The following is a 23,649-nucleotide window of genomic DNA, read 5'->3' on the forward strand; positions in this document are numbered from 1 at the left end:
GAAGGATGATTCAATGCACACGGTTCAAATCCCAGTAAGGTATCAAGAGACGGACATGATGGGCATCGTCTATCATGCCAACTATTTAGTTTATTTAGAGATTGCGCGCACGGAATTGTTACGACAACTAGGTGTCGAGTATAAAGATATGGAAGAAGCGGGATTTGTCTCTCCTGTGACAAATGTATCCATGGACTATAAGCGTAGCGTGACGTATGGTGATACGGTTCATGTTCGTGTATGGGTCGATCAATATTCAAAAATCAGAACGATTTATGGCTATGAGTTGACGAATCAACATGGAGAACTTGTTGGTACAGCGACTACAACGCATGTCGTCGTCAAACGAGGCGACTTCAAACCGATTCGACTTGATCGAGAGTTCCCGAAATGGCATGAAATGTATTTGAACGTCATGAACCCTGTTTAAGAATCTTCTGTCTTCGTACCGTCAGTGTGGTATCATATCTTGACGGTACTTTTTGTTATCTAGAAAGGGGAAGATCGCATGCGTTATCCATCGATTTTGATGGTTTGCGGCGCCTTGACGTTCATGTTAGCCGGTTGTACGACAAACGAGCAAGTTGAACCGAAAGAACCAACAACACAGTCATCAACAGTAGATGAACAAGAGACAGAACCAAATGAACCGACTTCGGATCGTGAAGATGAGACAGTCACCGAGTCACCTTCTGAGGAGGAGACGTCGGACGAGTCTGAACAGCCGACCGAACCAGTAGAGGAAGAACCTGTGGCACCTAGTCAACCGATTGAAACGGATGGTGTGGCCAATTTGGAATTAGATGAATTGATTCTTGTAAACAAGCAAATTGCATTGCCTGCCGACTATCAGCCGAGTGATTTGGTAGAGGCGAACATTGATTTTGTCGACTCGACAGTCGGTGAACGTCGAATGTTACGTAAAGAAGCTGCTCAGGCGATTGAAGGTCTAATGAAAGGTGCAAAAGCAGCAGGAATTGATTTGAAAGGGACGAGTGCGTTTCGTTCATACGCCTATCAAGTCAATCTCTTCAATGCTTATGTCGAACGAGATGGCAAAGAGCAAGCCATGAAATATTCCGCACCACCAGGTCATTCTGAACATCAAACAGGACTTGCGATTGACGTATCGAGCGCCTCAGTCAACTATCAACTGACTCAAAGTCTCGGTGAAACGGTTGAAGGAAAATGGCTAGCCGATCATGCTCACGAGTATGGTTTTATCATCCGTTACCAAAAAGAGTTTGAGGATGAGACCGGGTATATGTACGAACCATGGCATTTACGTTATATCGGTATGGAGCATGCGAAACAGGTACATGCATTGAATCAGCCATATGATCGCTATATTGCGGAATTTATGAAATAAGGGGAATTGCGATGCCATATGTGACAGAAATCATGATTATTATTTTAAGTTATCTACTTGGTGCCATTCCGTTTGCCCTCATCATCGGCAAGCTCGGCTATCGCGTAGACGTTCGAGAACATGGGAGCGGCAATCTAGGAACGACGAACACGTTTCGCGTATTAGGTAAGAAGGCAGGAATCCTCGTTTTGCTCGGTGACATGGGGAAAGGTCTTGTCGCTGCATTGCTGCCTCTACTATTCGGAAGCGAGATGAGCCTGCTTCTTGCCGGAATCCCGGCAGTGATTGGACACTCTTATCCAGTCTTTGCGAAATTCAAAGGTGGAAAATCGGTTGCGACGAGCGGTGGAGTTTTGTTGGCAGCCTTCCCTTGGTTCTTCTTTGTCGTCGTCGGTACATTTATCGTGACGCTCCTCACCTCGCGCATGGTATCCCTCTCCTCGATGGCTGCCGCCGTGGTGGGACTGGTGACAGCAACGACTTATAGCATCGTGACGAAAGATTGGTTACCGCTGATCGTCATCGTGCCACTCGCATTGTTCATTATTATTAAGCATCGTACCAACTGGCAACGTATTCGTGCTGGAAAAGAACCAAAAGTTCCACTGTTTCAACACAAGCCGAAATCATGACGCATGCAGGTACGTCCGTTTAGGGCGTGCCTTTTTTGTGTATTGTCGTTGATTTACACAAAAAAGAAACAAAAACATGTTGGATTTGCTCGTTCTTTACTTTCAATTTACGTTAAATTTACATGCGTTCGTTACACTAGAAAAGGAAAGATTATTGTGGAGGAGGCAGGGACGTGTCTTTAATCGGTGAAGAGCGTAAACAGAAAATTGTAGAATGGATCGAACGAGAAGGCAAAGTAAAGACGAGTGAGTTGATCGAGCGCTTGAACGTATCTGGGGAGTCGATTCGCCGTTATTTAGAAGAGCTAGAAAAAGAGCATCGAATCAAACGTGTATACGGGGGAGCGGTCCTTCATCAGAGCATGTCCTTTCAGCCCATCGTGATTGCGAACATGGATGGAATTCGTCGGATCGCCTATACCGCATTTCAGTTGATTCCAGATGATACATTATTATATATAGGACACGGGGTTGCGGCAGAGCAAGTGGCATCCCGGTTGCGTGGTCGCAATGTGACGGTCGTGACGCCATCGTTGACGGTGGCGAAGGCGTTGTTTGAACAGCGGGCGAAAGGTGTGCTTGGTGGCGAAATTCAGCTATTAGGTGGTACAATCGACCCGAAACATCTCGTGACGACAGGTGAGCAGGTCCTGACGCAACTACAGACATACATGTTCGACCTTGCCATTTTGTCCGTCGAAGGGGTCGACGCATCACTAGGTTTAACATGTGACGCTTTCGGCCTCGCCAGTATTACCCAGTCGGTGATGTCACAAAGTCGCGAGACGTTCTTACTAACGGACCATACCCAACTAAATCAACAAAAACGGTATCGCGTCTGTGATTTTTCGAAGGTGACGGCGATTATCTCTGATTTTCCGGAGCCTCAAGATTTCAAAGGCGTCTTAGCCGAACATGGTGTGGACTGGAAGTTCGCACCGTAAAGGGAGCGATTGAATGAATGTAGAAGTGATTGTCACTACACTAACGGAAGCTATTCAGGCTGAGCAACTCGGTGCAAAACGACTCGAACTGATTGCGGATATGGAAAACGGGGGCATCACACCAAGTTTTGGAACGATTCGAAATGTGGTCGAACATGTGTCGATTCCGGTGCATGTGATGATAAGGCCCCATACACATTCGTTCCATTTCAATGAGGATGATGTCGAGACTATGCTTGCGGATATCGGTCTATGCCGTGAGCTCGGTGTCGATGGAATCGTATTCGGTGCCTTGACACAGGATGGAGCGATTGACGAGCGGATCTTAGGGGAAGTCATCAAGCACAAAGGGGAAATGACGCTCACGTTCCACCGTGCCTTCGATGCATCACGTGATGTCTTTGAAGCGATGGACGTGTTGAATGAATATCCGGAAGTAGATATTCTCCTTACTTCAGGCGGTGCCAAAACTGCACTAGAAGGAATCGAAACCTTGATAGCCTTGAAGGAACAGGCCGAGATCACAATTTTGCCTGGTGCAGGGATCACGGTGGAAACGTTACCGATTCTTCGAGAACGTCTTGACGTAGCGATGGTACACATAGGAAATGGCGTACGAACGAATGGACAGCTCGATGAAGGAAAGTTCAAACAACTTCTTGGATGAGCCAAGGCGGAAAACAGTCGGAAGACTGTTTTTTTGCTATAATGAGAGAAAACAATAAATGTAGGTGAATTCATGCAATCTTCCGTTTACAAACAATATGCGCTACGAATGCTATCAGGAAAGTGGGGCATATCATTACTCGTTGTCTTAACTGTCATGGTCATTCAAGCGATGATCACGACCCGACTTGATCTCTCGGCGAACGACCCCGAAGTCCTTTTGACATCGGTGGCGCTTCTTTACGGGGCGACGGTTCTTCTCGCACCTATCGAGCTCGGGAAAAATTGGGTGTTTCTCCAGGTGGCGAAAGATGAAAAGCCAACGTTCGGATTGTTGATTGAATCGTTCGGGTCACTTAAAGACTATTCACGTGCCGTGGTCTATTATGCGGTATTCTATTTAGGTCTAAACGTGTTGATGCTCTTCTTGATCGTACCTGGTGTCTGGTTCTATTTGACGTATCGGATTGTACCGTTCATTATGCGAGATAATCCTGACCTATCAGCGTTCCAGGCAATGAGAAAGAGCCGACAGATGATGAAGGGTCACAAACGGACGATGTTGAAGCTCTTTGCGAGTTTTATCGGATGGTATGCGCTCGTCCTTCTTACTGGAGGGCTGGCTTATATCTTTGTCACACCGTATCTTCAAACGGCGATTTCTGGACTCTATTTGGAGCTAAATGCCTCCTATCAAGCAAAACAACCGGTCGGATAATCCGACCGGTTGTTTTATGTTCCATGCTGATCTGACTTTTTAGGGTTTGGGGCGTCTTCAAAATCTTGTTTTTCCTCTTCCGACGCATCCGCATGCCATTTTTTCGCTTGCTCGGTGGCAATGGGAATCGCTTTCGTCTCAGAGTAGCCTTGCGCGAGTAATGCGTTCGCGATATCAATGGCTTTCTTTTTTACAAGTGGATCGAAGTTTTTCAGTGATTCTGGATAGTCTTTCATATTCCATGGCACGAAAATCGCCTCCTTCATTCCTACTAATTCCACAAACGTCCGGTTTCAAACGTCTTGATGGAGATAATACTCGATCAGTGCTTGTGTGCCATTTTCTCCGTACCCGTTCTCTTCCAGAATCGAATACAGGCGATGTGCGAGCTCAAGACCTGGTAATGTCACTTGTAGCTCGTGTGCACTCTCGATGGCAAGGGTCATGTCTTTGATAAAGTGTTTGATGAAGAAGCCAGGGGCATAATCTTCCACAATCATGCGTGGAACCAAGTTTTCAAGTGTCCAGCTACCGGCTGCCCCGCCACGAATCGTACGAACGAGCGCCTCTGGGTCAATTCCAGCTCGTTTACTGAACGCTAGCATTTCGGCATTCCCCATCATGATGCCGGCAATGGCGATTTGATTGGCAAGTTTCGCATATTGACCGCTCCCTGCGTACCCCATTCGTTCAATCGATTGTCCCATCGCTTCAAATAAAGGCTTCGCTTTATTGAATGCGAATTCACCCCCACCGACTAAAATCGACAGCGTTCCATTTTTGGCTCCGACATCGCCACCTGTTACTGGTGCGTCAAGTGGGAGGAGACTCCGCTCAATGGCAGTCTCGGCAATTCGTTCAGCCAGTTTCGGTGAGGACGTCGTCATGTCAATCAATAATGTACCTGGTTCTGCCGAATCAAGAATGTTCCCTTCGCCAAAATAGATGGATTCGACATCGGACGGATAGCCGACGATGGTGATGACGGCATCGGCATCTCGGCAAACGTCCTGTACCGAATCACACCATGTCACACCTTCCTCTAACAATGCAGCTGCCTTCTCTTTCGTCCGTGTGTATGCTTGCACTTCAAATCCGTGTTTCATCAAATTACGTACCATCGATTGGCCCATGACCCCGAGCCCGATAAATCCGATTGTTTTCATGTCGCTTGTCCCCCTAATAATTGTTGTGAAACGAGTCGCTGATATAGTGCGTTCTCTGTTAAAAGTTGCTCGTGTTTCCCGATTCCGCTGATTTGTCCGTCTTCTAAGACGACAATCTGGTCGGCATGTCTGACAGTCGAGAGCCGGTGGGCAATCACAAGCGTCGTTCGTCCGACCATCAGGCGGTCTAACGCTTCTTGGACCACACGTTCTGATTCGGAATCTAGACTTGATGTTGCCTCGTCGAGCAATAGAATCTGTGGATTTCGTAACAACGCACGCGCGATAGCAAGTCGTTGCCGCTGCCCGCCAGACAAACGGATGCCTCGCTCACCAATCTCCGTATCGAGCTGTTCTGGCATCGTTTCAATGAACGACCATGCGTTGGCCATTTCACAGGCCTCTTTGATTTCATCATCGCTCGCTTCATGTCGAAGTCCGTACACAATGTTTGTCCGTACAGATCCTGAGAGGACGGGGGAATCTTGAGCGACATATCCGATGACTTGACGCCAAGTGTCACGCCCGTATGTTTGAATCTCTCGATTTCCATATCGAATCGTTCCTGCCGTCGGTAAATAGAACTGTTCGACAAGTGAGAAAAGTGTCGTTTTCCCGGCACCACTCCGTCCGACGATGGCGGTTGTCGCCCCCGGTGACACTTGAAGTGTCAATCCTTGGATGACGGGTTCAGTGCCATAATGGAAAGCAACGTCTTCGAATGAGAGTGCTGTCTGATGAATCGTTTCTTCATGTGTGCTGTATGGTTCGGGACTGACTTCGAGCAATTCAGCAATCCGTTCCGTAGCTCCACGCGCCTTTTGAAGTCTCGTCAAGAATTCACTCATCGTGATGAGGGGCGTGATGATTTGGAAGAGATAGAGCATGAAGGCGAGTAGTTCGCCCGTTGATAAAGCTCCGGTCGAGACGCGATATGCGCCGAACCCGAGGATGGCAATCAACATCCCGGTCAAGGTCACATTGAGAAGGGGAATAAGGATTGCTTGAATTCGTCCTTCCTTCACCCCGTAATCGAACAGTGTCTCGATTTTTGCTTTGCCGGTTTTCACTTCCATCTGTTCCGTCGCTTGTGATTTGACGAGGCGGATTTCACCGAGCAGTTCTGCGAAGAAGCCGGAAAGATTTCCGAGTTCTTGTTGTGTCTCTTTTGCGATAATCCGAAGCTTCCGTCCGAGCGGTATGACAATGATGAGTGTGGTCGGAACAGAGAACAAGATGACGAGTGTCATTTGCCAATCGAGTGTGAACAAGATGGCGACGGCGCCGATGACCGAGACGAGGGAGGTCAACAACCTGACACTTTGTTCGGATAACAACTGTTGAAGCGTCGTCGTATCATTGTTCAACCGAGACACCAGTTCCCCCGACTTGATGCCGTCATAGAATGGAATCGGCAGTTTGACGAGATGGTCCCACAAGGTCGTGCGTAAATTGGCAACGACCCGTTGCCCGACGATATGTAACCAATAAATCGAAACGGCACTCGTGATGACTTGAATCAAAAATGCGATGACGAAATAGATGATCCATTCTGGTGTCAATAAGTCGCTGCTCCACCGGTCGACCACACGTTGCAAGATGAGCGGAATGGCCAGTGAGGCGACGGCTTGAAGGAGAGAGATGAGAATGGCTCCGACAAATAGCCTTTTCGGAGGATTCGCGATTTTGAATAATTGAAAAAAAGTTTGCCATGTTGATGGTTTCATGTTGGAAGTCCTCCTCTCCTCTTACTTTCGCTGTTTCAAAAACGGGTGTCAAGACGTCGAATCATTCGAAGGACTCATGCTAGAATAGGAAAGAGAGGTGATACGTGATGAAATGGATTCACACGGCCGATTGGCATCTAGGAAAGATTGTCCACGGTCGACATATGACAGAAGATCAACGGAATATTTTGTTCCATTCATTTTTACAAATCGTAGATGAAGAGCGACCCGATGCGGTCATCATCGCAGGGGATTTATATGACCGTGCCGTCCCTCCCGTCGATGCGGTCGATTTACTCGATGAGATGTGGCGAGAGCTCGTCTTGAACCGTGGAATCCCGGTCGTTGCCATCGCCGGAAACCATGATTCGGCAGAACGTCTCGAATATAGTTCGAAGTTATTGAGACAAGTGGGTCTTCACATCGTTGGGAAACTCGACCCGACATCTGGTCCCCTCGATGTCGCAGGGATCCCATTTTATCCGATTCCATTCCTTGAGCCGGCTCGCGTACGGCATATTCTCGGTATCGACTCGATTCGAACGCATCACGATGCACTGGAGGCAGTCATTGAAGCATACGGTACAATCGAAAAAGATGCGGTTACAATCGGTCACAGTTTTGTCGCGGGAGGACTGGAGACGGATTCAGAACGTCAACTATCTGTTGGCACTGCAGGACAGGTCGCAAAAGGGTTATATGAGCCTTTTTCGTATACGGCATTAGGTCATCTACATAATCGTGATGCGATTCAATCAGAAAGAATTGCATATAGTGGGTCGCTCATGAAATATTCGTTTTCCGAGGTCAATCATGAAAAATCCGTCGATGTTCTGGAATGGAACGGTCAATGGACACGTCGCCGCCGTGCCTTGACACCAGAGCGGGATATGCGACAACTCACCGGAACATTGAACGAACTCCTTGCCCCAACTTATTATCAGCAACAAAAGACAGATGACTACCTTAAAATTGTATTGACCGATGATACGGCGCTTCATGATCCGATGGCGAAACTTCGGACTGTCTATCCGAATATTCTTCATCTTGAATTGGAACTGTTACGTCGCCAGGAGCAGACATCCACGTTTGAACGCGAGACGCTCGAAAGACAGTCAGTAGAAGAGGTATATCTCCAATTTTTTGAGGCCGTACATGATCGCACTGCCTCAGATGCCGTGAAGCAAATGATAGAAGAAGGTGATGTCTAATGAGACCGGTTGAATTGATGATTCAAGCTTTTGGACCGTATGCAGAACGTGAAACGATTGACTTCACCCAGTTGGTTGGTCGCTCGATGTTTGTCGTAAGCGGTCGGACGGGCGCCGGGAAGACGACCATTTTTGATGCGATGACGTTCGCCCTTTATGGTCGGGCGAGTGGGTCGCTTCGAAATGCTAGTGACTTCAGAAGCCAGTATGCACAACCTGAGTTGAAGACGGAAGTAGATTTTTCGTTCACGATTCGAGGTGACCGCTATCGGATCGTAAGACAGCCGCAACAACCTCATCCGAAAAATAAGACGCCAATTCCGCACGAGGCCATCCTCTATGAATGGGAGGACGGTTGGAAGCCGCTGGCGACGAAGGTGAACGAGATACAAGAACGAATCGAATCGATTTTACAATTATCGTATGAACAGTTCAGTCAAATCTTGTTGCTCCCTCAAAACCAATTTAGACAATTACTCGACTCGAACTCGAATGAAAAACAACAAATCCTCCAATCCATTTTCAAAACTGAGGCATATCGTACGTTCCAGGAAAAGTGGGGTGAACGCTATAGCGCGTATCGAAAACAAGTGGAATGGGCGGTCGAGCGGACACGACTCAAGTTATTAGAGCTCGAAGATGAAGCAATCGAAGAGGTGTCGACCCAGTCCATCGAGGAGATTCAACGTTGGCTCGATGAGCGTGAAGAACATCTGATTGCAACGTGTGAAACGGCCTTAGCCCAGAAACAAACGTATGCGACAGCACTTGAAGAGGCAAGAGATGCACTTGAGAAAGCAAAAGCGCTCATCACCCTATTCAAGGAACGAGAAGAGACCGATCGAGCACTTGCAATCTTTTTAAACGGGGAATCGATTCGAAACGAGACACGTGAACTGCTAACAAATTTAGAGGTGGCGGCAAACATTCGTCCAGTCTTTGAACGGTTACAGGAACTAGAGCAACTCGTGCGTCGGTTGTCGATTGAACAACAGACCTCCTCGACAAAATTAGAGCACTTGCAATCCACCCAATCGAAGTTAGTGGAGCGAAAACCAACGATTGAAACGGACAAAGAAGAAGTGATCTCTCGTAAAGAGCGACTAAGGATTGTCGATGAGATGATGCCAAGAATCAAGGAGCGCGCCACACTCGTGACCCTTCGTGACCGATTGATGAATCGTGCAAAAGAATTGGCCATGTTTTCAAAAGAATCTCGGTTACAAGAACTTCAAGAAAGAGAACGGCGATTGGTCGACAGCATAAAGTCTGAACCTAGCGAACGAGCAGTCGACGCCGAGCGTCACGTCGACCGATTGGTGCATCTGGCCTCTCTTGAAACAAAGGCACGTGAGTTATCGAAACAACTCGACGAATGTGAACGAACGGGCAAAGACGTTCAACGACAGTACGTGACCCAACAAGAAGTGGTCACCACGTTTACACAGCAAGAACAATTAATACTAGCGAAACAACTGAGCGAGACGCTTGTAGACGGTGAGCCATGCCCGGTATGCGGTTCTCGTCATCATGATATCCCACAACACGAAGAAACCGTTACGAACATCGCGGAGCGGGATGCGGCCGTGGCACGTCTTGATGATTTGTCCACACGCTTAATCGAAGCGCGGGCGGATTATCGTTCGCTTCATCAACAACTTGAAGCAGTCCGACAAGAACTAGATCAAGCTTCCAAAGACATTCAATTCAATGGCGATGTCACAGAAGAACTCAATAAGTGGCGAACACGTGCAGAGCTATTGCAGCGGGAAGAACGAATGCATCAAGAGAACGAACGGACACTTCGCCAACTGTCAGCAGAAATCCGACAGTTAGAGCAAGAGCAACGTCAACAGTTCGAAGAGCGGGAGCGTGTCGTATCCGAACTTGAAATGACGCAACAAAGTCTGTACGCACTCGGTCAAAGTGAAGAAACGACATTCGATGCGTTGCAGCGCGAGCGAGCCGACCTTGAGCACCGCATCTCGATGTTGATGAAACAAGTCGAAGCGTACGACCTTGAGTTTGAGACGGTGAAAAAAGCACTTTGGAAAGAGGAAGAACGACTGTCATTGATCCGTGAACAGTTGACTGAAGCATCGAAGCAGTATGATGCCCAGCAGACCATTTGGGTCAATCAGCTAGAAGCATCACATCTGACGCGTGAACGCTATGAATCATACGCCAATCAAATCGACAAACGGACAATGATTCGTGAACAGTTGCAACGTGAGGAGGAAGAAGGTGTTCGACTCCGACACCATAAACAGATGATTGAAGAAAAACTGAAGAATCAGGAGCGACCAGACCTGCATGAGATGGAGATGAAAGTGAAGGAACTGGCTGAATGCAGTGAGCAGGCGTCGAAACAGCTGATCACAGCCCAAGATGCCTTGTCTCGACATAGACACGTCATCTCGGAATGGAATACCCTTCGCGAACAGACGGCGCAAGAAGAGCAGAAATTAGAGACAATCAAATTGATTGCGGATACGGGGAAGGGAATCAACCCACAGAAAATGACGTTTGAGACATATGTTCAAACCGCCTTTTTTGATCAGATCCTTCATGCGGCCAACATTCATTTGGATCAGATGACGAGCGGTCAGTTCCGGCTTGAGCGGAAAGTCGAGACGGCGAAAGGGAATGCCAAATCTGGTCTTGAGCTTCTCGTCTTTGATGCCTATACCGGACAATCGCGTCGTGTACAAAATTTATCTGGCGGTGAAGGGTTTAAGGCGTCGTTGTCACTCGCTCTTGGACTTGCGGAGGTGGTCCAACAGCTGAGTGGGGGCATCAGTCTTGAAACGATGCTCATCGATGAAGGATTCGGTACGCTCGATGCCGAATCTCTAGACCAGGCGATTGAATTATTGATGTCTTTACAGGCGACCGGTCGGCTCGTCGGCGTCATCAGTCATGTCCAAGAATTGAAAGACCGTGTCGATGCACGGATTGAAGTGAAAAAATCTAGAAGCGGGTCGTCGATCCAGCTGATTGTGGAGTGATGGTTGTGAAAAAGATGGTGACGAAGTCGAGTCTCATCGAAAAGTTAAAAGAAGCCGGCGTTCGCTCGGGAGAGGCGTTGTTTGTCCATTCGTCGCTCTCAAAACTCGGTTGGGTATGTGGAGGGGCGCAGACCGTCATTGAAGCGATTCAGGAAGTGGTCGGTCCATCTGGGTTGATCATGATGGCGACCCAGACCGGAGACAATTCAGACCCAGCTGAATGGGAAGCGCCACCTGTCCCCGTGGAATGGTGGCAGACGATTCGCGCGGAGATGCCTCCGTACGAAGCTGATAAAACAGCGACACGTGGCATGGGACGTGTGCCGGAACTGTTCCGAAGCTATCCGCACGTATATCGTAGTTCCCATCCGATGTGGTCTGTTGCCGCCTGGGGCGATGGGGCTGAAGCCATCGTGTCCGGTCATACCATCGATGTCGGGTTCGGTCCAGGTTCACCTATCGAGCGAATGATTGAGCGAAACGCACGAATCCTTCACCTTGGGTCTCCGCTCGATGCGACGACACTCTGGCATTATGCCGAGTACGGAATTGATGGCCCGACCAAATCATTCGGTTGTGCCGTTATAGAACGAGGGGAGCGAAAGTGGCGTACATTTGAACATGTCGATGTGAACAGCGATCCGTTTGGCGCAATCGGCGAGAACATCGTCAAACAAAAGGATGTGCGAACATTTTCTATCCATGAAGCGACATGTTATCTCATTCCGTCTAGCACATGGGAACCAGTCCAACATGCGCTCATCGCGCTTCGTAGCTGGTTGAGATAGAGTAAATAGAATCGAGGGGAAGTTACGGATGAATCGTTGGATGAAACTATTGAGTATTGCGATACTCATCATTTTACTCGTTGCCGGTTTGGCTATCGGAGGAATCTCGGCTCATATTGGGGACCAGTTGACGTCACCGGAGCGGGAAACATTGACATACACCCCGAAATCACTTGGTTTGAAGTACGAGAATGTGACAATCGAATCGGAGGAAGGATATGACTTATACGGATGGTGGATTCCTCATCCTACGCCGCGTGCGACCATCGTCTTTGCCCACGGATATGGGAAGAACCGTGAACAGGAAGATTTACCGTTGAAAGAGTTGATTCCAGAATTTCATGAACAAGGATACCAATTTTTAACGTTCGATTTTCGCGGTTCAGGGATATCAGAGGGTGACCGAGTCACGGTCGGCGCTAAAGAACAATCCGATTTAAAAGCGGCCATCCAATATGCGAAAGGTCGTTCAGAAGGACCAGTTGTCTTGTACGGAATTTCAATGGGAGCGGCGACAGCACTCTCTACAGCTGATGATGTCGAAGTTGCTGCAGTCATCGCCGACAGTCCGTTTAGTGATTTACGAAATTATCTCGAGACAAATCTTCCGGTATGGAGTGACTTGCCGAACGTTCCGTTCACGCCCGTCATCATGACTGTGACCCCTTGGTTCACCGGTCTCGATGCCGATGTCGTATCTCCTATTCAGGATATCAAGTCGATTGAGGCTCCTATCTTATTGATCCACAGTAAAGACGATGATGCGATTCCTGTTTCTGAAAGTAAAAAATTGGCTGAAGCACAAGAACGCGTCGAACTTTGGGTGACTGATAACGAAGGTCATGTCGGATCGTACCAGTCATTCCAGAATGAATATCGTCAACAAATATTCGAGTTTCTAGAACGGTCATTGTAAGCAAAGGGGCGCATTCGACGCCCCTTTTTGATATGATTGCAGACGAGACCAATGAAAGAAGGGTACAACATGGACGTTTTACAAGTATTACAGTTTCTCCTTTTAGGAACGTTAATCGGAATCTTGAGTGGATTCTTTGGAATTGGTGGTGGAATCTTACTGACACCACTTCTCCTTGTCTTCGGGTATGAAGCGAGTGCGGCGATTGCCCTTAGCCTGATGTTGACGCTCGGATCAACGACGGCAGGAACGATCTCGCATATCCGTTTGCGTAACGTGAACGTGTCACACGCCTTATGGATCGGTTTGTTCGGGATTGTCGGGACCTGGATTGCCACACCGCTTGTCTTTTATTTAGAAGGAGTCGATGGGGCGACACTGATCATCTCACTCGTCTATATCGCATTACTCACATATTTTGCGGTTTCTTTCTTTCGTTCGAAACAGCATGTGGAAGGAAGCGTCGGAACGGACTCTGTACCACGCCTTGGGATCATCGGTGTGTTCGCGGGGTTCATCTCCTCGTTGATGGGAGTAAGCGGTGGATTCGTCTTGACTCCTCTTCAGGTCAAGTTGTTGAACACAGAGATGAAGCGTGCGGTCGGAACGAGTATTACGGCAGCGCTTCTCATCGTCTTATCCGGTGTCATCAGTTATACGGTGGCAGGTGCTGAAACGAATTATCTGCACGGTCTTGCTCTGATTGCGGGTGCCATGATCGGATCACCCTTTGGGGCGAAACAGCTACAACGTTTCAGCTCGCAGCACGTCAAAAAAGCGCTAGGTGGATTTTATATCACGGTCGCCATCAGTGTAGGGTTGAATTTGATCGGGTGGAATACGGCATCACTTGCACTTCTCGTCACATTAGCGCTTCTGTTCATCGTCACCCTTCTCATTCGACCACGCAAAAAATAAACCCCGTCTTCGGACGGGGTTTTAACGTCTAGCAATATGGTCAATGTTTTCTTGAATCTCGCCAACTTTCGCTTTAGCCTCACGGAGTCTTCGCTCAAACGCATCTGTGTCACGTTTCTCATGAGACGACTTATCGATTCCTTGACGCTGCCCTTTGTCAGAGCGTTGGTAAAAGTGGGTCGCTTTCTGTAAGTGTTTTTTAAACGTCGAGTCGCTCATCGGGACACCCCCTTCCATACTACAGTTATTCCACAGATGGAAACGGGTGAAACGTTCGAACTTTTACGAAGCGAGGGAACGACGGACTTGAACGTTCTGAGAAATTTTCACGGCTAATATGGCAGCAAGTACTGCTTTCAAAGCGTCACCAAAGAAGAATGGAATATTTACTTTGAGCGCATCAATGAACGACATACCGAGAACGATCTCGAGTCCCATACTTCCGAGTAAGTAGACGAGCCCTAGACCGAACAAAAAGTTATAGCCAATCAATGCTGGAATGGAGCGATAGCGTTCGCTGAACCAGCCAATGAAGAGCGCTGCAATCGGAAAGGCGATTAAATATCCGACAGTTGGTCCTACAAATGGTGCGAGACCTCCTTGACCACTCAGTACTGGAAGTCCGATCAAGCCGAGCAGGAGGTACACGATGACTGCCAAAAATCCTTTCCTTGCACCGAATATGCCGGCGATGGTCATGATGGCGAGTGTTTGAAGGGTGATCGGAACGGGTCCAATCGGTATTTCGATGAAACCAATACTTGCGATGAGTGCCGCTCCGAAGGCGATTTGAGTCATATCTTGAATTTTCATATGTAAACCCCTTTTCAGTTAACGTTAACAATATAAAAGTTAACATGTTCGAATAGGGATGACAAGTAGTTTTTCGCTTTTCAAACTTAATCAATGATGTGATCGTTTCCGGTTAGACGTAATTCCTCAATCGATGAACGCATCTTTTCAATCATCTCTTCTGAGTGACGTTCCCATGATTTTAAAACGCCTACTACGAGGAGCGGTTCGATTGTCCGATAGGATCGAGTAGGATTTCCAGTGAATCGTTGATCCGTTAAATTTGGATCATTTTCAAAATTTCCAACCGGATCCACGATATAAATTTGCTCAGGACCGTTTCCTTTTGCTAATTCAGCCCCCCATTTTGCAGCATCCAAAGTCGCCGTAAAATAAAGGTGACGTAGCGGCTCATGGCGATGATTCGACATATGGCCAACTTCTAAAAGATCTCCAACAACAAGTTCTGCTTTCGTTCCATGAAAGAACGGACCTGGGTCCAACTGAACAGAAGATTTCATGTGAATGCCTCCTATTTATATCGTATTGAGACCATTATCGTACGTGAACACATTAAAGTGTAGTCTGTTTGTTGAACAGGATTCTTGTTATCATTAAGAGGGGGAACTAGACGACGAGTACTGATTTATATAATTTTTATATTGAATGGATGAACAAAAATACGCGTCCTCGTTTATTGACGAGGGCGCGTATTTGTTATGAATAGGTCATCGTGCTAATACATGCCGAAGCTTCATTCAATTGTTCACGGACGGCATCGAATCCAGTGCCACCGTAACTGTTTCGACGTGCGACTGCCTGTTCAGGGGTCAAGGCATGATACACATCCTCTTGAATCAATTCAGAGTACGTTTGGAACACCGTGATTGGAAGCTCGCGTAAATACAATCGCTCATCCACGCAATATTTGACGAGTTTACCCGTCACTTCGTGAGCTTCACGGAACGGTACTCCTTTTGCCGTCAAATAATCAGCGAGTTCTGTAGCGTTAGAAAAATCACGCTCGGTCGCTTGTTTCATGACGTCAGGATGGAACGTCAATTCATTCATCATCCCCGCCATGATACTGAGTGAGCCTTGAACGGTCTTGACCGTGTCAAACATTCCTTCTTTATCTTCCTGTAAATCTTTGTTGTAAGCGAGCGGAAGTCCTTTCATGAGCGTCAACAAGCCCATCAAGTTTCCAATCACTCGACCCGACTTTCCACGGACGAGTTCGGCCATGTCAGGGTTTTTCTTTTGTGGCATCATGCTCGAACCGGTAGAGAACGTATCGGACACTGTAATGAAGCGATACTCTTCGCTTGCCCAAAGAATCAATTCTTCACAGAAGCGGGAGAGGTGCATCATAAGCATTGATGCATTTGAAAGAAACTCGAGTATGAAGTCACGATCGCTAACGGCATCGAGGCTGTTCGGGTAAACCCGATTGAATCCAAGTAATTCAGCTGAACGGGAACGGTCGATCGGAAACGTTGTCCCTGCTAAGGCTCCTGCGCCAAGAGGGGACCAATCAATCCGTTTCAAGCTGTCCGTAAACCGCTCCTTGTCCCGCTCCAGCATCCAGAAATAGGCGAGCAAATGATGGGCCAGTGAAATCGGTTGTGCACGCTGGAGGTGCGTGTAGCCAGGCATGATCGTCTCTACGTTTTCTGAAGCATGTGCATGCAATTCATGTTGAAGCGATTCAATCAATTGAATCACTTCTTTCACACGTTCTTTCAAGTAAAGATGCATGTCCGTCGCGACTTGATCGTTTCGACTACGTGCCGTATGCATCTTCCCTGCGACCGGTCCAATCGCTTCATGAAGCAGAGCTTCTAAGTTCATATGAATATCTTCGTGATACACCTCGAATTTTAATTCATCCGCGAGTGCTTTTTGCTTAAGTTGTTGTAATCCATCAAGGATTTGAGTGACTTCTTCTTTTAAGAGGATGCCTTGGTCACCTAACATCGTCACGTGTGCCATGCTACCCTCTAAATCCTCAAGGACGAGTTGAGCGTCAAATTCAATCGATGCACCGAATGCATCGACCCAATCGCTCGCCGTCTTCTCGAAACGGCCTCCCCATAATTTACTCATTGACGAACGCTCCCTTTTCCATCAACACCTCTGATTGAACTTTTGTTGGCAAACCCCACAACTTGATGAATCCGACAGCTGCTTGCTGATCGAACGTATCTGCTGACGTATAGGTCGCAAGTTCCTCATCATAAAGCGAGATTGGCGACTTCCGTCCGTCGACGATGGCTTGTCCTTTAAACAGTTTCATGCGAACCGTTCCTGTGACGGTCGCTTGTGTCTCATCGATAAAGGCAAGAAGTGCTTTTGTGAGCGGTGAATACCAAAGTCCGTTGTAGATCGTTTCCGTCAATTTTTGTTCGACAATCGGTTTGAAATGCGCCACTTCACGAACGAGTGTCAAGGCTTCAAGAGCTTTATGTGCAGTGATTAATGTCATGGCGCCAGGTGCCTCATACACCTCACGTGATTTGATACCGACGACCCGGTTCTCGATGTGGTCAATCTTCCCGACGCCGTGGGCACCCGCGACGATATTGAGCTCTTTTAAGATATCGGTGAACGATTGGCTCTTCCCGTCAATAGCGACCGGCACTCCGTTCTTGAATTCAATCTCAAGATAAGTCGGTTCATGCGGTGTGTCCTCAAGTGCTGCTGTTAACTCATATGCGCTTGCCGGAGGTGCTGCCCAAGGATCTTCTAAGATGCCGCATTCGATGGCGCGTCCCCAGATGTTCTGATCGATTGAGAATGGCTCTTCTTGAACGATTGGAATCGGAATTTGATGTTTTGCCGCATACGCGATTTCTTCCTCACGTGACCATTTCCATTCCCGAACCGGTGCGACGATTTCGAGTGAAGGATCGAGTGCATGAATGGACACTTCAAAACGCACTTGGTCATTTCCTTTCCCGGTACATCCATGAGCCACAGCGACGGCACCTTCGGCCTGTGCGACCTCGACCAATTTTTTCGAGATGAGGGGGCGTGATAGTGCCGAAACGAGTGGATATACGCCTTCATATAATGTATGGGCCTGCATCGAATAGCGAGCGAACTCGTTGACGAACTCGTCGACCGCATCGATGACGATTGATTTTTTCGCTCCAACTTTCATCGCTTTTTGTTGAATCTTTTCTAAGTCTTTCCCTTCCCCGACGTTCAAACAGACGGCGATGACATCATAACCTTGTTCGTCCAACCATTTAATCGCAACCGATGTGTCAAGACCACCTGAGTAAGCCAATACGAGTTTCTGTTTCAAAATATGAACACCCCTTATGAATAATTATTAATATTTGTTTATAAATATACAATTCAGTGTAAGGGATAAGATGTCGTGTGGCAACACTTTTTTGAAAATAAAAAGACCACGAGTGATTTCGTGGTCGTCATTGTTCGATTTTGAGTTGGGGTAACCATTGCGACATATGGTCGCTAACAGGGATAAGAAGTTCAGGACGAGCAGCCTTTAACGGGACGACCTCATAATGTCCGTCAGATGATTTTTGCGTAAAGGTTGGATAGAACATCGGATTTTTCAATTCAATAGTCGATTGGTCATCTTCGGTTGTCTTGACCACATCAATCCCGATGATGCCGCCCGTGTTTCGTTCATCTCCTCGTTGTCCGGAAAGGAAATTACCGAGCGAGTAGATGACAAATGTTTGATTGCCATGAACTCCTTCTAGTATGGTCGGGGGTTGCAGCACGTGAGGGTGGTGACCGATGATGATGTCAACTCCGAGGTCTGCTAACGATTGGGCGAGCTCAGTTTGACTCTCATTCGGTAACGGCTCGTATTCCGTACCGAAATGGAGGGAGACGACCGTCATGTCAGTCGACTGTTCCGCCTTCTCAATCTCTGGTTGCATCTGTGCGAGGTCGATATAGTTCACATGATAGGGTTCTTTCGGTACGACTCCATTCGTCCCATACGTGTATGCGAGGAAGGAAAAAGAAATATCGTTGGCCGTCAACGTACGAATATTCGCCTTGTCCTCAGCAGATAGGAAGGAGCCTGTATAAGGCATTCCGATTGCGTTCCAATGGTCGATCGAACTTTCAATGGCTCGGACGCCACGGTCGAGCGTATGATTATTCGCTGTCGTGACCAAATCGATTCCTGCCCGTTGTAAGGCATCTCCAATTTCAAAAGGACTGTTAAATGCCGGGTAGCTCGAAAGCCCGATCTCACTCCCGCCAATCATGCTCTCTTGGTTGGCGATTGATAAATCGGCGCGACTCAATATTGGAGAGATCTGTTCGAATGCAGTATCAAATTCATACCCTTCATCAGTACGAGCTGCGTTGTATACCGAATCATGTAGAAGGATGTCGCCGATTGCATAGAGGGAGGCCGTCGTGACAATCGGTTCCGGTTCGGCAGGCGGCATTTCTTCAGGTACCTCGACAATCGGTTCTTCGACTTCTTCTGGTATTTCTTGATTCGTTGCCGGAGTCGTACCACAAGCAATTAATAAAACAAAGCTAGACAGGAAGGTAAGACGAGAGACGATCTTGATTGGTTTCATCCCGATTCTCCTTTTCACGACAGATTCGTACGATAACCCTAAAATTCGTCGATAATTAAGAAAAATCCTGCCTAAATAAATAAAGACAGGTCGTTTTTGACCTGTCATGAGAATTATTTGATATGTTCTTTGACCATGTCTTGCATTTGGTCAAACTCACGTTGAATGACCTCATTTGGTGGCGGTGTCACCAAACTCACGATATAGATGGCAAGTGCCGACAGGAAGAATGCTGGAATCATTTCATACAATGTCCCAAACGTTCCGAAAAGATAAGCGGCATAGTTCTTCCATAGAATGACGACAAAGGCTCCAGTCAACATTCCAGCAAGCGCGCCTTGACGCGTCGTTCGTTTCCAAAACAGACTGAACAAGATGAGCGGACCAAATGATGAACCAAACCCTGCCCAAGCATAACCGACAAGGTTTAAGATGGTGTCGTCTGCATCGAGTGCAAGAATGATTGAAATGACGGATACGAGAATGACCGTAATCCGACCAACCATGACGAGTTCACGGTCACCCGCCTCCTTACGGAAGAACTTCTGATAAAAGTCTGTCGTCGCGGCACTCGACGAGACGAGCAATTGAGAGGAGATGGTCGACATGATGGCGGCAAGAAGAGCAGCCAACAATACACCAGTCACCAAATCCGGGAATAATAAGTCAGATAGGTTGATAAAGACGTTCTCCGGATTATCGATTGTGAGGTCTTGTTGTGTGTAATAGGCGAGACCGAACAACCCGGTCGCCATCGCCCCGACAACGGTGAAGACCATCCATGAGATCCCGATTCGACGTGCCGTCTTAATGTCCTCGAGCTTTTCGATTGCCATAAAACGGACGATGATGTGTGGCTGACCGAAATAGCCAAGTCCCCACGCAAATAGCGAAATGATTCCGATGAGTGATTGTCCTGTCCAGGGGTCAAGTAATGCTTCATCAATATTTCGTACCGTGTCTAAAGCGTTTGACACCCCATCAGTTGCCATAATGGCGATGGCAGGTACAAAAATAAGGGCGAACAGCATGATCAATCCTTGAACAAAATCTGTCCAGCTGACTGCTAGAAATCCACCGATGAATGTGTACAGAATAATGATAGAAGCGAGAATGATCACTCCCGTTACAAATTCAATGTCGAAGACGGCATTGAATAGGCGACCGCCGGCAACGAATCCACTTGTCGCATACAGTGTGAAAAAGATTAACGTGACAGCAGCTGAAAATGAACGCAACACGCCTTTTGTGTCTTTAAAGCGTTTCTCAAAGAAGTCTGGAATTGTGATCGCATCATCCGATATGTATGAATAAATGCGTAATCTCGGTGCGACCAATAACCAGTTCAAATAGGCGCCGATTGTCAACCCGATGACAATCCAACCGCTTGAAATCCCTGACGCATACATGGCACCAGGCAATCCCATTAAGAGCCATCCACTCATGTCTGATGCACCGGCAGATAAAGCGGCGACCCCGGGACCAAGTGCCCGACCACCTAACATATAATCTCCGATACTGCTTGTTCTCCGATACGCGATGATCCCAAGCAAGACCATCAGTGCCATGTACACGACAATGGACACTAAAATTCCGTTCATCAACATCCCCCCGAAAAATAAAAAAATGAAAACGCTTTCGGTGATAAAGTATCACTTTGTCAAAATATTGTCACAACAAGTGGGGAAATGTAAAGATATTTTTGAGAGCTGGTCTTAAGTTATCGGAACGTGCAAGAGGTGAGGTGGTCATTGACAAGACCCGTCGCTTGTAGATGAGCATAAACCGTTGTCGGTCCTAAAAACTTAAAGCCGCGTCGTTTCAGATCTTTACTCAATCGTTCAGAAAGTTCCGTCGTCGCAGGAACATCTTCAAGACGATTCCATGCATTCAGGATTGGTGCATCGTTGACGAATGACCAGATGTACGAATCAAATGAGCCAAACTCATCCTGTAGTTTGATGAACTGCTTCGCATTATTGATCGACGCCTCGATTTTTCGTCGATTTCGCACGATCCCGCTATCGGCGAGGAGTCTCTCCACATCCTCATCCGTAAAGCTGGCAACTCGATGCACCTCAAAGTCGGCATAAGCCAACCGATAATTTTCACGTTTTCTCAAGATGGTGATCCAACTGAGTCCTGCTTGCGCACTCTCGAGTGTCAGACATTCAAAGTGCTTCTGGTCATCGTGAACGGGCTTTCCCCATTCCTCGTCATGGTAACGGACGTAAAGTGGATCCGTCCCGCACCAAGGACACCGTACTGTTTCTTCCATTTCAATCAGCTCCTTTCTTTGAGTGTAGCATGTCCTTACGATTATATAGCGAAATGGACGGGTATAGTGGGGGAGAATGGAGGAAGAGACATGAGTGACTGGATGATTTCTGTGATTGAACAGTACGGCTACATAGGGATTGCATTCATGATTTTTATTGAAAATGTGTTTCCACCGATCCCTTCTGAAGTCGTCTTACTCTTTGGTGGTTTTTTTGCTGTAAAGACGAACTTGTCCATCACGCTCGTCATCGTGGCATCGACAGTCGGAGCTATATTAGGAGCGGTGCTATTATACGGCCTCGGACTATTGTTTGATGTCGAGCAGATCGAAAAATGGACGAAAAAATATGGGAAGTGGTTACGACTGGACCTGAATGACGTAAAGAAAGCGGATGCCTGGTTCGACCGGTACGGGGGCTGGATGGTCTTCTTTGGACGTTTGATGCCGGTCGTTCGAAGCCTGATCTCGATTCCTGCAGGGATGTCAAACATGCCATTCGTGAAATTTCTACTGCTCAGTACGGCTGGAACAGCCTTATGGAATACCATTCTCATCCTCATCGGGATGAAAGTCGGAGAGAACTGGCAAGATATCCTCTCATACCTCGATGCCTATTCTTATGCAATCTATGGGCTACTGTTCATCGGCGTCATCATCTATATTGTATGGCGTAAAAAACGGCACAACAAACTAGCGAAAGACTAACGCACAAAACAGGCGGACCCAGCGTATGGGTCCGCCAATTCATTCTTCTTTTTTCTTGTCAGGTAAGACTTTCGTGAGGGTTTTCTCCGTTTTTTCTGCCAAGTACTCTGAGAAACGGAACAGAATGATTCCGACAATGGCTGACACGAAAATATAGAGACCGACAAACAAGTTGATGGCCCCGTTCGAAAGGGCGGTGAATAAAATAGAGAACTCCCCTCGTGGCGCGAGTGAGAACCCGGCTTCATTCGCCTGAACACGCGTCAAGCCATAGATTCTGCCCCCGACGCGTCCGACAATCCATTTGGATAATACTCCCCACACAATCAAGACGAAGAAGAGTGCATTTACGATGACGCCTTTCTCGAGGTTGATCGAGATACCGAACGAGATGAAAAAGATCGGCAAGAATAAATCTCGGACGGGTACGGTCAAACGCTTCAGCGGTCTCACATCGTGGAAATCTGCGAGCATGATCCCGGCGATGAATGCCCCTAAAATCTCAGATAATCCAAACACCATGCCGATTCCTGCGAAAAAGAGAATGAGTCCAATCAGACCGATGCTCGCGTCATCTTGTCGCAGTAAGTGCTTCGAAAATTTTTGTTGCTTGGATACGAAGCTCGAACCGATGAACAAGAGTACGCCAAATATAAGAAATCCTGCGAACACTTTTCCGATATCGGACATCGCAACCGGTTCTTCTTGGATGATGAAAGGGGCGACCGTCAAGAGGAGTGGGGCAAAAATATCCTCAAAGATCAGTAATGCGAGCACAAACTCTTTAATATCTTCATGTTTTTCGGAATGCCGCTCAAGCAGCTTCGCAGAGATGGAGGAGCTCGTCGCATATAAGACGGCCCCGATTAAAAAGGCGCGAGGGAAGTCGAGACCAAATGCTAATGCAATCCCGAACGATACCCCGAATGACAGAATGATATCGAGTATTCCCGCCTTCCATACTTTTCGCATGCGCTTCCAAAGTTCACGTAGTGGAAACTTTAGACCGAGTAGGAAAAACAAAAGAATGATTCCAATCTCTCCCGCGACTTTAAAGACTTCATTCCCATCCCAGAAAAAACCGACCCCGACCCCGATTGCGATAAACGCTAAAATACTCGGGAAAAATAATCTTTCAATCAGGAGACTGAGGACAGAGATGAGGGTGAGCGCCAATCCGAGCAACACGATGATATTTAATCCATCCATACGTCATCTCCTCTCATGA

General features: G+C 47.4%; 24 protein-coding genes. 12 read left to right on the forward strand and 12 right to left on the reverse strand.

Translation table 11 applies throughout. From position 1 onward, the window contains the following. The first annotated feature begins 13 nt into the window (after positions 1 to 13). The 6 genes from KNO61_RS02940 to KNO61_RS02965 all read left to right on the forward strand — a co-directional run bounded on the left by KNO61_RS02940 (position 14) and on the right by KNO61_RS02965 (position 4,329). Complete coding sequence (locus tag KNO61_RS02940) at positions 14 to 430, forward strand: acyl-CoA thioesterase (RefSeq protein WP_012726439.1); 417 nt, start codon at positions 14 to 16, stop codon at positions 428 to 430. 78 nt (positions 431 to 508) lie between these two features. Beyond that, positions 509 to 1,369, forward strand: a complete 861-nt coding sequence (locus tag KNO61_RS02945) for a M15 family metallopeptidase (protein ID WP_078147017.1) — start codon at positions 509 to 511, stop codon at positions 1,367 to 1,369. Positions 1,370 to 1,380: 11 nt separating this feature from the next. Continuing rightward, positions 1,381 to 2,001, forward strand: a complete 621-nt coding sequence (gene plsY / locus KNO61_RS02950) for a glycerol-3-phosphate 1-O-acyltransferase PlsY (RefSeq protein ID WP_012726437.1) — start codon at positions 1,381 to 1,383, stop codon at positions 1,999 to 2,001. A gap of 173 nt (positions 2,002 to 2,174) precedes the next feature. Further along, on the forward strand, positions 2,175 to 2,945 hold the full coding sequence (locus tag KNO61_RS02955; RefSeq protein ID WP_078147015.1) for a DeoR/GlpR family DNA-binding transcription regulator: 771 nt from the start codon (positions 2,175 to 2,177) through the stop codon (positions 2,943 to 2,945). 13 nt (positions 2,946 to 2,958) lie between these two features. Beyond that, positions 2,959 to 3,612 (forward strand): copper homeostasis protein CutC, encoded by a 654-nt coding sequence (locus KNO61_RS02960; protein ID WP_078147014.1) that lies wholly within the window; start codon positions 2,959 to 2,961, stop codon positions 3,610 to 3,612. Between the two features lie 72 nt (positions 3,613 to 3,684). Next, a complete protein-coding gene (locus KNO61_RS02965) occupies positions 3,685 to 4,329 on the forward strand; it encodes a DUF975 family protein (RefSeq protein WP_078147013.1) in 645 nt (214 codons plus the stop codon). Between the two features lie 14 nt (positions 4,330 to 4,343). Here the strand turns inward: KNO61_RS02965 and KNO61_RS02970 are convergent, their stop codons facing one another. Genes KNO61_RS02970 through KNO61_RS02980 form a run of 3 tightly spaced genes read right to left on the reverse strand, consistent with a single transcriptional unit; the run spans position 4,344 to position 7,222 of the window. After that, complete coding sequence (locus KNO61_RS02970) at positions 4,344 to 4,577, reverse strand: DUF2188 domain-containing protein (protein WP_012726433.1); 234 nt, start codon at positions 4,575 to 4,577, stop codon at positions 4,344 to 4,346. A gap of 45 nt (positions 4,578 to 4,622) precedes the next feature. Beyond that, a complete protein-coding gene (locus tag KNO61_RS02975; protein ID WP_047795249.1) occupies positions 4,623 to 5,495 on the reverse strand; it encodes an NAD(P)-dependent oxidoreductase in 873 nt (290 codons plus the stop codon). Next, positions 5,492 to 7,222, reverse strand: a complete 1,731-nt coding sequence (locus KNO61_RS02980) for an ABC transporter ATP-binding protein (RefSeq protein WP_078147010.1) — start codon at positions 7,220 to 7,222, stop codon at positions 5,492 to 5,494. The genes KNO61_RS02975 and KNO61_RS02980 overlap by 4 nt, the downstream gene beginning before the upstream one ends. 107 nt (positions 7,223 to 7,329) lie before the next feature. On the opposite strand from KNO61_RS02980, the gene KNO61_RS02985 reads away from it, so the two are divergent. The 5 genes from KNO61_RS02985 to KNO61_RS03005 all read left to right on the forward strand — a co-directional run bounded on the left by KNO61_RS02985 (position 7,330) and on the right by KNO61_RS03005 (position 14,063). Beyond that, positions 7,330 to 8,433 (forward strand): exonuclease SbcCD subunit D, encoded by a 1,104-nt coding sequence (locus KNO61_RS02985; protein WP_078147009.1) that lies wholly within the window; start codon positions 7,330 to 7,332, stop codon positions 8,431 to 8,433. After that, positions 8,433 to 11,441, forward strand: coding sequence for an AAA family ATPase (locus KNO61_RS02990; protein ID WP_214872586.1), 3,009 nt, complete (start codon positions 8,433 to 8,435; stop codon positions 11,439 to 11,441). Before KNO61_RS02985 ends, KNO61_RS02990 begins: the two co-directional genes overlap by 1 nt. Beyond that, on the forward strand, positions 11,441 to 12,229 hold the full coding sequence (locus KNO61_RS02995; protein ID WP_047795253.1) for an AAC(3) family N-acetyltransferase: 789 nt from the start codon (positions 11,441 to 11,443) through the stop codon (positions 12,227 to 12,229). The genes KNO61_RS02990 and KNO61_RS02995 overlap by 1 nt, the downstream gene beginning before the upstream one ends. Positions 12,230 to 12,257: 28 nt before the next feature. After that, positions 12,258 to 13,145, forward strand: a complete 888-nt coding sequence (locus KNO61_RS03000; RefSeq protein ID WP_214757340.1) for an alpha/beta hydrolase — start codon at positions 12,258 to 12,260, stop codon at positions 13,143 to 13,145. Positions 13,146 to 13,214: 69 nt separating this feature from the next. Next, positions 13,215 to 14,063: a sulfite exporter TauE/SafE family protein gene (locus tag KNO61_RS03005; protein WP_078147006.1), complete on the forward strand. Its 849-nt coding sequence runs from the start codon at positions 13,215 to 13,217 to the stop codon at positions 14,061 to 14,063. 21 nt (positions 14,064 to 14,084) lie between these two features. On the opposite strand, the gene KNO61_RS03010 is transcribed toward KNO61_RS03005, so the two are convergent. From KNO61_RS03010 to KNO61_RS03045, 8 genes are all read right to left on the reverse strand, one after another. Then, positions 14,085 to 14,282 carry a hypothetical protein gene (locus KNO61_RS03010; RefSeq protein ID WP_214872587.1) on the reverse strand — a complete coding sequence of 66 codons (198 nt, stop codon included), beginning with the start codon at positions 14,280 to 14,282 and terminating at the stop codon, positions 14,085 to 14,087. 63 nt (positions 14,283 to 14,345) lie between these two features. Next, positions 14,346 to 14,876 (reverse strand): biotin transporter BioY, encoded by a 531-nt coding sequence (locus tag KNO61_RS03015; RefSeq protein ID WP_078147005.1) that lies wholly within the window; start codon positions 14,874 to 14,876, stop codon positions 14,346 to 14,348. Positions 14,877 to 14,962: 86 nt separating this feature from the next. Further along, on the reverse strand, positions 14,963 to 15,376 hold the full coding sequence (gene arr, locus KNO61_RS03020) for an NAD(+)--rifampin ADP-ribosyltransferase (RefSeq protein ID WP_251024852.1): 414 nt from the start codon (positions 15,374 to 15,376) through the stop codon (positions 14,963 to 14,965). A 196-nt stretch (positions 15,377 to 15,572) separates the two neighbouring features. Then, on the reverse strand, positions 15,573 to 16,961 hold the full coding sequence (argH, locus tag KNO61_RS03025; protein ID WP_214730621.1) for an argininosuccinate lyase: 1,389 nt from the start codon (positions 16,959 to 16,961) through the stop codon (positions 15,573 to 15,575). Continuing rightward, on the reverse strand, positions 16,954 to 18,168 hold the full coding sequence (locus KNO61_RS03030; RefSeq protein WP_147538911.1) for an argininosuccinate synthase: 1,215 nt from the start codon (positions 18,166 to 18,168) through the stop codon (positions 16,954 to 16,956). The genes argH and KNO61_RS03030 overlap by 8 nt, the downstream gene beginning before the upstream one ends. 124 nt (positions 18,169 to 18,292) lie before the next feature. Beyond that, a complete protein-coding gene (locus KNO61_RS03035) occupies positions 18,293 to 19,435 on the reverse strand; it encodes a CapA family protein (RefSeq protein ID WP_214730623.1) in 1,143 nt (380 codons plus the stop codon). A 113-nt stretch (positions 19,436 to 19,548) separates the two neighbouring features. Continuing rightward, positions 19,549 to 21,036, reverse strand: coding sequence for a sodium/proline symporter PutP (gene putP, locus KNO61_RS03040; RefSeq protein ID WP_214686873.1), 1,488 nt, complete (start codon positions 21,034 to 21,036; stop codon positions 19,549 to 19,551). Positions 21,037 to 21,155: 119 nt separating this feature from the next. Then, a complete protein-coding gene (locus tag KNO61_RS03045; RefSeq protein WP_214684131.1) occupies positions 21,156 to 21,713 on the reverse strand; it encodes a DNA-3-methyladenine glycosylase I in 558 nt (185 codons plus the stop codon). A 90-nt stretch (positions 21,714 to 21,803) separates the two neighbouring features. On the opposite strand from KNO61_RS03045, the gene KNO61_RS03050 reads away from it, so the two are divergent. After that, positions 21,804 to 22,421, forward strand: coding sequence for a DedA family protein (locus tag KNO61_RS03050; protein WP_031423550.1), 618 nt, complete (start codon positions 21,804 to 21,806; stop codon positions 22,419 to 22,421). Positions 22,422 to 22,460: 39 nt separating this feature from the next. On the opposite strand, the gene KNO61_RS03055 is transcribed toward KNO61_RS03050, so the two are convergent. Next, positions 22,461 to 23,630 carry a cation:proton antiporter gene (locus KNO61_RS03055; protein WP_214684133.1) on the reverse strand — a complete coding sequence of 390 codons (1,170 nt, stop codon included), beginning with the start codon at positions 23,628 to 23,630 and terminating at the stop codon, positions 22,461 to 22,463. Between the last annotated feature and the right edge of the window lie 19 nt (positions 23,631 to 23,649).

Origin of the sequence: Exiguobacterium sp. s140 (assembly GCF_018617035.1) — a bacterium.
GTDB classification, from domain to species: Bacteria; Bacillota; Bacilli; order Exiguobacteriales; family Exiguobacteriaceae; genus Exiguobacterium; species Exiguobacterium profundum.